Genomic DNA, 12,061 nt, shown 5'->3' with positions numbered 1-12,061 from the left:
TTTAGTGTTGTATCTTGTAAACTAACACCATGAAACTAACCTATTACGGCCATTCAACCGTTGAAATACAAACCGGTGGCAAAACGCTTTTATTCGATCCGTTTATAACGCCTAACGAGCTGGCTAAACATATTGATGTAAACAGCCTGAAGCCCGATTATATCCTGGTATCGCACGGTCATGGCGACCACGTGGCCGACTTAATTCCCATTCAGCAACAAAGCGGCGCGCAGGTAATTTGCATTGCCGAAATTGCAGGCTGGCTTGGCAATAAAGGTATTGACAATGCCCACGGTATGAACATTGGCGGCAACTTTAACTTTGATTTTGGCCGTGTGAAAATGGTTTATGCCCTGCACTCCAGCAGCATGCCCGATGGCAGCTATGGCGGCGTACCCGCAGGCTTCGTTATTTATGCCGAAGGTAAAAAGATCTACTTTGCCGGCGATACCGCCCTTACCTACGACATGAAACTACTAGCCGAAGAAGAACTGGACTGGGCTATATTGCCTATTGGCGATAATTATACCATGGGTATTGACGATGCCATCAAAGCAACCGACTTTATTGCTTGTAAAAATGTGATTGGCGTGCATTACGACACCTTTCCAGCAATTAAAATTGATCAAGAAGATGCTAAAGCTAAGTTCCTGAAAGCAGGATTGAACTTAAAACTACCCGCCATAGGCGAAAGCCTTGATCTGTAAGTGATCGCTTACAGTTGAAAGCTGTTTAAAAATTTAAATGTTATTGCGAGGAGAGATAGCGTGGCAATCTCACGGCGACCAGTCTAAACGAGATTTCCCCGCTATCGCTCGCAATGATATGGGTTTTTATCAACTTCAAACGTTTTTAAACAACTCAAACAAAAAATCCCGGCCTGTTTACAGACCGGGATTTTTTATGCTTATACCTCGCTTAGTTAAATTACTGTTCCGTTAGGAATAACGGCACGTTTCTTAACTACCACAATACCATCCTGAACGGTGTAGGCGCCATAGTCGCCGTCTTCCAGCTTATGGCCACAATTAATGCACACATCGTTACCTATATAAGCGTTTTTATCAATAATAGCATTCTTAATTTTGCAACGGTCGCCAATGCCCATAATAGGCGTATCGCTTTCTTTCGATTCGGCTATCTGCTCAAGCGTTTGGTAAACATCACCACCCATAATGTAGCAGTTCTCTATTTCGGTATCAAAACCAATGCGGGTACGTATACCTATAATGGAACGGGTTATTTTAGATGCGCTGATAATACAACCATCAGCAATAATAGAACGCTCTAACAAAGTACCCGATATTTTAGAGGGCGGCAGCATACGTGCCCGGGTAAAAATGTGGCGTTTATCGAACAGGTTAAACTGCGGAATATCATCTGTTAAGCCCAAATTGGCCTCAAAAAACGAAGGGATAGTACCAATATCTTCCCAATAACCTTCATACTGGTAGCTGGCTACCCTGTGGGTATTGATAGATTGCGGGATGATCTCTTTACCAAAATCGGGGTGATCGTTCCCTTGAAGTAACTCATAAAGGGCTTTACGGTTAAAAATGTAGATCCCCATTGATGCCAGGTAGTAGCGGCCTTGACCGGCCATTTCACTGCTTACGTCTGAAGCCCAGCTTTCAAAATTGCTTTGAGGTTTTTCAATAAAATCGGTAACCAGGCTCTCGTTATCGGTTCTTAAAATACCAAACCCTGGTACATCGTTGGCATGTACAGGTATAGTGGCAATAGATATTTCGGCCCTGCTTTCTATATGTTTGGTCACCATATCTTTAAAATCAAGCTGGTAAAGCTGATCGCCGGAGAGGATGAGCACATAATCAAACTCATGAACCGACAGGTGATGCAAACTTTGTCTTACCGCATCGGCCGTACCTTGAAACCAACCTACGTTAGATGGCGTTTGTTCGGCAGCTAAAATGTCAACGAACGAATCGCTGAAACTGCTGAAGTGATAGGTATTTTTAATGTGTTTGTTAAGCGATGCCGAATTAAACTGCGTTAAAACAAAAATGCGCTCAAAGCCCGAATGCAAACAATTAGATATTGGAATATCAACCAGCCGGTATTTACCGGCAATAGGTACAGCTGGTTTGGAACGGGTTGCCGTTAGCGGAAATAAACGTGTTCCCTGGCCCCCGCCAAGTACAATGCTGATTACTTTGGAGTTCATATTTTTGGTGTTAAGCTTTCATATAATTGGTTATACTGTTTGGCCGACTGCGTCCAGGAAAAATCCAGTGCCATCATCCGTTTACGTAACAACTGTAAGTGCTCAGTGTTCTTATAAAGTGCAATTGCACGGCTTATAGAATAAACAATTTCATCGGTATTACTTTGATCGAAGCAAATGCCGTAACCATCTTCGTCTCCAAAGTCTATCACGGTATCAATTAATCCGCCGGTACGGCGCACTATGGGTACTGTGCCATAGCGCAGTGCATATAGTTGGTTTAACCCACAAGGCTCTACGCGCGAGGGCATTAGCAAGAAATCGCTACCGGCGTAAATAAGGTGTGCCAGTTCCTCGTTATAACCTATATAGGTTTTATAATTATCGGGAAACACATCGTTAAGGGCAGTAAGCGCTGTTTCGGTTTCTTTGTCGCCGGCGCCCAGCACCAATATATTTACTTCGCCTTTATGCGCTTTCAAACTCTCAATAAACGCTTCCGGTAATAGGTCCGCCCCTTTTTCCACTACTAAACGGCCAATAAAAGAGATCAAAGGTTTATTTACAGGTAAGCCAAAATGCTTGCACAGGGCTTTTTTGTTCAGTAATTTGCCTTTGTCTGGATTCAGGGCATCAATAGGACCGGCAATCATAGCATCGGTAAATGGGTTCCAAACTTCCGTATCAATACCATTTATAATACCCAAACCCCTTGAACGTTCCATAAAAAACAAGTACTCCAGTCCATTAGAGTTTTGCGATAGCTCCTCTAAGTAACTGGGTGATACCGTGGTATAACGGTCGGCACATTTAATAGCGCAAGCCAGCGGGTTTATTCCACCCGACCAATCGAGCAAACCGGCATAACGCATATCAACTTCGGGTAGGTAATCAAATTTCTCATAACCAAAAGCTCCATGATATTGCCCGTTATGAATGGTAAATACGGTAGCCGTTTTAGACAAGCGCCTGTATAAAGCCGAATGCTGCAGCATGAACGGAATTAAACCTACATGATGATCATGGCAATGAATAATGTCGGGCTTTTGCTGCGACCAGGTAATCCAATCTAAAAAAGCCAGTTGGAAAGCAATGAATTGCTCACGCTCGTCGGGGTAACTATATACCTCCGGCCTGTCGAGCAAACCGGGAATATAGATGAGGTACAACTCAAAACCCAGCTTATTGGTACGTTCTTTCAGGATCTGAAATTCGTAACGCTGATTACCCAGTTTGTTGGAGGCTTCGAATACGACGTCGAAATCGTTTTCCTGTACAAATTTGCGATCGTAATAAGGCAGCACTACTGCGGCTTGTAAACCGGCCTCATTTTGGTACTTGGGCAAAGCGCCCACCACATCGGCCAGGCCACCTACTTTGGCCACCGGGTAACACTCTGCTGCGAGGTGAAAAATTTTCATGAGTAAAGGATGATGGGCTCAAGGTAAGTAAAAATTAACTTACCAAAACACAACGGGTAAGTATTAAAATGTGTTTTGGCAAAGTGTTAATTATTGCATGGAAACGATAAAATCTTTCTTTCAAACACGAAATGCTGGCAACACATTGGCAAGCTTAAATATCTGTATACCAACTTGTATACCGGTTTAAATGTTACATTTGAATAACCACCACCATAAACCGCCTTATGAACGTATTTAATTTAAGATGGCTTCTTGTTACGCTTTTATTTATATGCAGTCATAAGATTTGTGCACAACGCACACCCCTTGCTAACTTTAAGCTGTTTTTTGAGAAAGTTTATCTGCATACCGACCGCGAACTTTATGCCGCAGGAGACACCTTATGGTATAAAGCTTATTTAACCGACGCCCAAACCGGCGAATTAGCCATTACAAGTGCCAATTTATATGTAGAAATTATTTCGCCTGCTAACAATATAATAAGCCGCCAAACTATCTTACTTACAGGCGGACTGGGCTATGCCGACATTTCACTGCCCGATACTTTGATAAGCGGTAATTACCGCCTGCGCGCCTATACCAATTGGATGCGCAACTTTGGAGATGACTTTATATTCGAAAAGCTAATTACACTCACCGGCAGTAGCACAGTTTTGGCATCAACAGGAAAAAATAAGAAAATCGCCGATAACACGAATATCAAATCAAACACGGTAAATAACAAAACCGATCTCATCGTGCCAGTTACCGCAACTTTTTATCCCGAGGGCGGATCAATGGTAAAAGGTGTAAACAGCCTTGTTGCAGTAAAGGTAGAGGCACTTTTACCCAATGTGGATTTTCAATTGGTAAAAGGCATTATAACCGATGCAGCAGGCAAAACGGTTGCACAATTTAATTGCGATACCTTAGGCATGGCCCGGTTTAATTTACGGCCATTGAGCATAATGCCTTACCAAGCCGTTATTACCTATGCAGGTAAAAGCTATTCGTTTAAATTACCACCTGCTTTAACGTCGGGACTGGCGCTAAAAATTGTAAGGTATGGTTCTAACGTTAAAGCGGTTATTAGCTGCGACGAAACAACGCTGCAAACCATGCGGGGGCAACCTCTAACCTTGCTGGGCAAGCATGGCGGCAAAATTTATATTACCGAAACCATTAACCTAACGGCAGTAAAAGACTCCATTGACATTGCAAGCGAGGTACTGCCCGAAGGAATTGCCAGCTTAACCCTTTATGACACCCAAAAGCGCCCGCAAGCCGAACGACTGATTTACATTGAATCTACGGAGAACCTTAGGTTAGACATAGCCACCAATAAGCCTGTTTATGAACCGAAAGAAAAAGTGAATGTAAGCATAAGGCTCACAAACGAATTTTACAGACCGGTTAAAGCAAACTTATCGTTTGCTGCTGTAAACAGCAACGAAGCAGGTGAACCTGAAAGCGACATTAAAGCATACATGCTGCTGCAGTCGGAGTTGAAGGGCCCTTTAAACCAAGTTTACCGTTATTTTGATACGACCAATGTTAACCGCCTACAGCAGCTTGACCAGTTACTGCTTACGCAAGGCTGGCGCAATTATGTATGGCGCCATATGATAGATACCAACATTGCTATTAATTATGCCCCGGAACAGGGATTTTCGCTAAGCGGTCGCCTACGCCAAAAATTCGCAAATAAGCCTTTAATTAATAAGCGGGTGGTTGCTACTTTGTTACAAGGACGTCTTGACAGCCACATGTATTTAGCCATAACAGACAGTGTCGGCAAATACCGTTTTGACAAACTACATGTTAAAGGAACGCGCAATGTAGAGCTATCGGCTTTAAATGAAAATCTGAGTAGCACAGGCTGGCTTTTGGTAGATAGTATTAAAGCTGATATCCTACCTGTCAAGCCATTGCCTCCGCCACCTATGGCAATTGCGCAGCAGCAGTTAGCTGTTGTTCAAAATAAAGCTTCAAAACAGTGGCAAGCTATTCGCAATAGCAGCATCATAAAGTTAAAGGAAGTAGATGTTAAAAAAGAAAGAATTGCTACTTCCCCTAACTATGCAGCTCAAACTTATGCCCCTGATCAGGTATTTAACATTACACCTAAAGACCATTCTTATAAAACACTGCAATGGTATTTGCTGCAAAATTTGAAAGGTGCTATGACAAGTAATACAGATACTATATCAGGAATTGTTATACCGGGAGTGATAAGCACCCCTCCCGGCCAGCCTGAGCGGATGCTAATATCGCCTTTGTTAAGTGTTGATGGACGAGAGAACCTTTATGAAGAAACCTCGGCAGAGGCCGACCGTAAAGTAATCTATGATCTACCTATTGAGAGTGTTACAAAAATTGTATTTAAACATCTTTATGGCATCTTATTTAAGCCAGAGAAATACACTTCAATGACTTTAAAGCAAGGCGACATTTATGTATTAGAACTTACGTTAAAACCAGGTGCATTAAAACGGCCCGACGTTACCAAAACATCAATGGAGATTAACGGTTATTACCAGGCCCGTGAATTTTATAAACCTATTTATAACAATCCGGCAAATATTAAAACTCCTGACTACCGCACCACAATACACTGGGAACCAATGCTGCAAACCAGTGCGCTCGGCCGCACTGATGTAAGCTTTTTTAATGCCGATAGCTCAGGCAAAATGCAAATAATTGTTCAGGGAATTACTGAAACCGGTAAACCTGTGATAGCCGTATCCAACTATGTCGTTAAATGAATTTAGAGCTTCGTTAAGCGCAACACACTTTGTAAATCTTTAAAAAACGCCTAAATATCCGTTAAATAAAAAAGGCTAATACACATGGCATAAATTTGCTAAACATTGTTTTACAGTATGTTGTAGAAACTAATTGTTTAAATTTTTCTTCAACCCACCCTAATAATTAGGATGCTTAGAAAAGCTTTGTAAACTTTGTCGTAACCAAACATCGTTAACCTATTTGTATACCATGCGTAAATTTTTATTAATTGCATTGCTATGGGTAAGTGGTTTGCTTGCGGCAAAGGCGCAAAGCATTACCTCGCCCGATAATAATTTAATACTTACCTTTTCTTTAAAAGATGGCGGTGTGCCAACCTACCAGCTTACTTACAAGAAAAAGGAAGTGATCAAAACCAGTAAGCTGGGTATCGAAACTAAGGATGTGCTTTCTTTTATGGATGGTTTTACCATAACCAATACCGCAAAAGCCACGTTTGATGAAAACTGGACACCGGTTTGGGGAGAGCAAAAAACCATCCGTAACCATTATAACGAACTGCTGGTAACACTTACGCAGAAGGCAGTAAAAGACCGCTTTATCCGCATCCGTTTCCGTTTGTTTAATGATGGTTTGGGTTTCCGTTACGAGTTTCCATCACAGCCTAACCTTAATTATTTTGTAATTAAGGAAGAGCATACGCAATTTGCTCTCGCTGGCGATCACAAAGCGTTCTGGCTTCCCGGCGATTTTGACACGCAGGAGTACAGCACCGTAACCTCTAATTTGTCGGAAGTAAGAGGCAAAATGAAAGCGGCTGTTACGGCCAACGTTAACCAAACTACCTTTTCGCCAACCGGTGTGCAAACCCCGCTGATGATGAAAAGCAAGGATGGCTTATACATCAACATCCACGAAGCTGCCCTGGTAGATTATTCATGCATGTCGTTAAACCTCGACGATAAGAACATGGTGCTCGAATCCTTCTTAACGCCCGATGCTATTGGCGATAAAGGTTATATGCAGGCGCCTACACAATCGCCCTGGAGAACGGTGATCGTGAGTGATAAAGCGGGAGATATCTTATTATCGAAACTGGTGTATAATCTCAACGAGCCTACCAAGTTTAAAGACGTATCGTGGATTAAGCCTGTGAAATACGTAGGCGTTTGGTGGGAAATGATTACCGGTAAAAGCACCTGGGCTTACAATAACCTGGAAAGCGTACAATTAGGCGTTACCGATTACTCTAAAACCCAACCCAACGGCAAACATGGCGCCACTACCGCCAACGTGAAGAAATACATTGACTTTGCAGCTAAAAATGGCTTCGACGCCGTACTGGTAGAAGGCTGGAACGAGGGCTGGGAAGACTGGTTTGGCAAAACCAAGGATTATGTGTTCGACTTTGTAACCCCTTACCCCGATTTTGATGTGAAGGAACTGCACCGTTATGCCGCATCAAAAAATGTAAAGATCATTATGCACCACGAAACCTCGGGTTCGGTACGTAATTATGAGCGCCATTTAGATACAGCGTATAAATTTATGGTAGCCAATGGTTACAATGCTGTAAAAAGCGGGTACGTAGGCCAGATCATTCCGCGTGGAGAGCACCATTACGGACAATGGCTGGTGAACCATTACCTGTATGCCATTACCAAAGCAGCCGATTACAAGATCATGGTAAATGCGCACGAGGCCATACGCCCTACCGGTTTGGCGCGCACTTACCCTAATTTAATAGGCAACGAGGCTGCCCGTGGTACAGAGTACGAATCGTTCGGTGGTAATAACCCCGACCATACCACCATTTTGCCATTTACGCGCTTAGTGGGCGGACCAATGGATTATACACCGGGCATATTCCAAACTAAGATCAGCGCGTATAACCCGGAAAATAAGTCGTTCGTGCATACCACGTTGACCAAGCAACTGGCCCTGTATGTAACCATGTATAGTCCGCTGCAAATGGCGGCCGATTTACCCGAGACCTACGAAAAGTTTGCCGATGCATTCCAATTCATTAAAGACGTAGCCGTTGATTGGGACGATAGCTACATCATCGAAGCCGAGCCCGGCGATTACTTAACCATTGCCCGCAAAGCCAAAGGCAAAAATGAATGGTATGTAGGCAGCATAACCGACGAGAATGCCCGCACGGCCACGGTAAAATTCGATTACCTGCCTAAAGGCAAAACCTACGAAGCCATCATTTATGCCGATGGCAAGGATGCCGACTACGAGAAAAACCCGCAGAGCTACATTATTCGTAAAATGAAAGTAAACTCTAAAACCGTGTTGAAGCAAGCCGTTGCCCCGGGTGGTGGGTTTGCAATCAGTATCAAATAAGTGTTGTGTTGATACTAAGAAAAGCCAGCTGTTTAGCTGGCTTTTCTTAGTAACGGTACTTGGCCACTCCTGTCAGTCTGAGCCTGTCGAAGACTTAGCGAAGCGGCGAATGCTTAGCATGACAGGGTAGTTAAGGAGCATCTCCTTAATGATATAACTTAAGCGCTACCCAAATTTTATCTCCGCGGCATCAGTGTTTTGCGGCTAGCATAAGCCTCAATATAAGCACTACCTTTCATAGCAAATAAACGTAGCCGCAAGTTTATTCACAATTGTTTGTTTTTGATGTTCATGAGATCGCTTCGCTAAGTTTCTTTTGATTACTTTTCTTTTGTATAAAAGAAAAGTAACCTCCACTGCCGTAAGGCAAAGCACATCCAAATCCTAACAGGGCACAAAACAAAGTAATACCTCCGCAGAGATTATTAATGAGTTTTTTGTTTTTAATGGCATTAATGAGCTCCCTACGGTCGGTTGTCTTCGTACCTCGCAATGACGGATTTGTTAAATCGTTAGTGCGCTTCGAGCCAGTTAACGCCCACGCCCATTTCTACCATAATTGGCACCTGGGTTTTAATGGCGGTTTTCATGTGGTGCGCTATAATGGGTTTAATGATTTCTACTTCATGCTTGGGTACATCAAACACCAACTCATCATGCACCTGCATGGTCATGCGGGTACCCAGGTTTTGGGCTTTTAATTCGCGGTGAATGTTGATCATGGCTATTTTGATCATATCAGCAGCCGAACCCTGGATGGGGGCATTGATGGCATTTCGCTCGGCAAAGCCACGTACGGTGGCATTGGCCGAGTTAATATCGCGCAGGTAGCGGCGGCGGCCCATCAGGGTTTTCACGTAGCCATTTTCGCGGGCAAAGTTCATGGTATCGCTCATGTAATTTTTAATACCGGCAAACTGCACAAAGTATTGCTCAATAATATCGCTGGCCTCTTTACGCGGAATGCCGAGGCTTTGCGATAAGCCAAAGGCCGACTGCCCGTAAATTATACCAAAGTTTACCGCCTTGGCATTGCGGCGCTGCTCGCTGGTTACTTCCTCCAAAGCAATGCCATACACGTTAGCTGCCGTAGCGGTGTGGATATCCAGATTTTTAGCAAAAGCATCCAGCATGTTTGGATCCTGGCTAATTTCGGCAATAATGCGCAGTTCAATTTGAGAGTAATCGGCCGAGAGCAGCACGTGGTTCTCATCGCGCGGAATAAATGCCTTGCGTACCTCGCGTCCCCTTTCGGTACGGATAGGGATATTTTGCAGGTTAGGGTTTTGAGAGCTTAAACGGCCAGTGGCAGCCACGGCTTGGTTGTACGAGGTATGAATGCGACCTGTTTTGGGGTTCACCATCAGCGGCAGCGCATCTACATAAGTAGATTTCAACTTTAATAACTGGCGAAAATCCAATATATCCCGCACAATATCACTCTTGCTGGCTAAGGCCAACAGCACATCCTCGCCGGTTTGGTACTGGCCGGTTTTAGTTTTCTTGGCTTTAGGGTCGAGCATCAATTTTTCGAACAACACCTCGCCTAATTGCTTGGGCGATGATACGTTGAACTTTACACCGGCCTTTTCGTACACGGTTTGCTCTAAACGGTTAATATCTGTTTCCAGTTCTTTAGAGAATCCGGCTAAGGTTTCTTCATCAATTTTAACACCTTCAAACTCCACATCGGCAAGTACATAAACCAGTGGGTTCTCTATTTCGTTAATGAGTTGATCGCCGCCGGCGGCTTGTAGTTTGGGTATAAATACTTCTTTTAATTGCAGCGTAACATCGGCATCTTCGCCTGCGTAATCTTTTACCTTCTCCACATCCACATCGCGCATGGTGCGCTGGTTTTTGCCTTTAGGACCAATGAGTTCGGTAATAGAAACCGGCTTGTAACCCAGGTAATTCTCCGACAATATATCCATGCCGTGGCGGGTATCCGGGTCTAACACGTAATGCGCCAGCATGGTATCAAACAACTGGCCTTTTACTTCAATATTGTACCATTTCAGCACCAAGATATCATACTTAACATTTTGACCTACCTTTTTAATATTGGCGTTTTCCAGAATGGGCTTAAACTCATCGGCCACCGCCTTGGCTTCGTCATAATTAGCCGAAACAGGGATATACCAGGCCTCGCCGGGTTTAATGGCGAATGATAAACCTACCAGTTCGCAGTTATTGGCATCGATGCCGGTAGTTTCGGTATCGAAAGTAATTTCGGTTTGCTGCAATAATAAAGCAATTAGTTCGACACGTTGTTCGGGTGTGGTTACCAGGTGATATTCGTGCGGAACATTGTTGATGTTCTTTGATGCTACCTGTATTTCAGGTTCGGCAATGTCGCTTACGTCAACCTGCAGCGTACGGTTAGTGCCCGGTTCCGGGTTGCTAAACAGATCCTGTTGTCCGCCCGGACTCGCCTTATACTCGGTAATGCTGAAATCATCGCCAAATACGCGGCGGCCCAGGGTGCGGAACTCTAATTCGGCAAACAGCGGCTCTAATAAATCGCGGCTTGGGTCGCACAATTTCAAGCCCTCTTCATCCAGTTCAACTGGAGCATTCAATAATATGGTAGCCAGCTTTTTAGATAATAGACCCTGCTCTGCAAAGTTCTCAACGTTTTCGCGCATTTTGCCTTTCAGCTCGTGGCTGTGGGCTATGATGTTTTCTACTGATCCGTATTGTTTGATGAGCAGTTTAGCCGTTTTTTCACCAATGCCTGGGATACCGGGGATGTTATCCACCGCATCGCCCCACAAACCTAAGATGTCTATGACCTGGCAAACATCGTCAATTTCCCATTTGGCTTTAACTTCCTCAACGCCCATAATTTCAATATCGCTGCCCATCCGTGAGGGTTTGTAAACAAAAATATTGGGCGATACCAGCTGGGCAAAGTCCTTATCGGGTGTCATACAAAATACGGTATAACCGCGTTGCTCTGCTTTTTTGGCCAAGGTGCCTATAATATCATCAGCCTCATAACCGTCTGAAGTAATTACGGGGATGTTAAAGCCTAAGATGAGCTTGATCACGTATGGCATGGCCGCCGATAAGTCTTCGGGCATGGCCTGCCTATGAGCTTTATAAGCGGTAAAGTCGGTATGGCGTTCGGTGGGAGCATCGGTATCAAACACCACGGCCATGTGGGTTGGCTTTTCTTTCTTTAAAATATCCAGCAGGGTATTGGTAAAACCCATTACCGCCGATGTATTTAAGCCGCCCGAGGTAAAACGCGGGTTTTTACTTAACGCAAAGTGCGCCCGGTACATCAGGGCCATACCATCGAGGAGGAATAATTTCTTCATATTGTCTGAACCGGAATTTTAAGAATTTATTGAATTACCGGCATCAA

The 12,061-nt window shown here is 44.0% G+C and carries 6 protein-coding genes; 3 read left to right on the top strand and 3 right to left on the bottom strand.

The genetic code is table 11. The annotated features are described in order from the left end of the window. The first annotated feature begins 29 nt into the window (after positions 1–29). Positions 30–707, top strand: a complete 678-nt coding sequence (locus IEV61_RS05895) for a metal-dependent hydrolase (protein WP_188414688.1) — start codon at positions 30–32, stop codon at positions 705–707. A gap of 215 nt (positions 708–922) precedes the next feature. On the opposite strand, the gene IEV61_RS05890 is transcribed toward IEV61_RS05895, so the two are convergent. Together IEV61_RS05890 and IEV61_RS05885 are read right to left on the bottom strand one after the other, a co-directional pair. Next, a complete protein-coding gene (locus IEV61_RS05890; protein ID WP_188414686.1) occupies positions 923–2,185 on the bottom strand; it encodes a glucose-1-phosphate adenylyltransferase in 1,263 nt (420 codons plus the stop codon). Then, positions 2,182–3,606 (bottom strand): glycogen synthase, encoded by a 1,425-nt coding sequence (locus IEV61_RS05885; RefSeq protein ID WP_188414684.1) that lies wholly within the window; start codon positions 3,604–3,606, stop codon positions 2,182–2,184. Before IEV61_RS05885 ends, IEV61_RS05890 begins: the two co-directional genes overlap by 4 nt. A gap of 227 nt (positions 3,607–3,833) precedes the next feature. Between IEV61_RS05885 and IEV61_RS05880 the strand changes: the two genes are divergently transcribed. Both IEV61_RS05880 and IEV61_RS05875 read left to right on the top strand, forming a co-directional pair. Continuing rightward, positions 3,834–6,353 carry an MG2 domain-containing protein gene (locus tag IEV61_RS05880; RefSeq protein WP_188414682.1) on the top strand — a complete coding sequence of 840 codons (2,520 nt, stop codon included), beginning with the start codon at positions 3,834–3,836 and terminating at the stop codon, positions 6,351–6,353. A 232-nt stretch (positions 6,354–6,585) separates the two neighbouring features. Continuing rightward, the gene (locus IEV61_RS05875) at positions 6,586–8,688 is read left to right on the top strand and encodes a glycoside hydrolase family 97 protein (protein WP_188414680.1); all 2,103 of its coding nucleotides are present in this window, start codon (positions 6,586–6,588) and stop codon (positions 8,686–8,688) included. Between the two features lie 512 nt (positions 8,689–9,200). Here IEV61_RS05875 and polA read toward each other — a convergent pair. Then, a complete protein-coding gene (polA, locus tag IEV61_RS05870) occupies positions 9,201–12,014 on the bottom strand; it encodes a DNA polymerase I (RefSeq protein ID WP_188414678.1) in 2,814 nt (937 codons plus the stop codon). Between the last annotated feature and the right edge of the window lie 47 nt (positions 12,015–12,061).

This window comes from Mucilaginibacter galii, from assembly GCF_014635825.1.
GTDB classification, from domain to species: domain Bacteria; phylum Bacteroidota; class Bacteroidia; order Sphingobacteriales; family Sphingobacteriaceae; genus Mucilaginibacter; species Mucilaginibacter galii.
The sequence above is the reverse complement of the archived record's forward strand: the minus strand, read 5'-3'. Positions and strand labels throughout refer to the sequence as shown.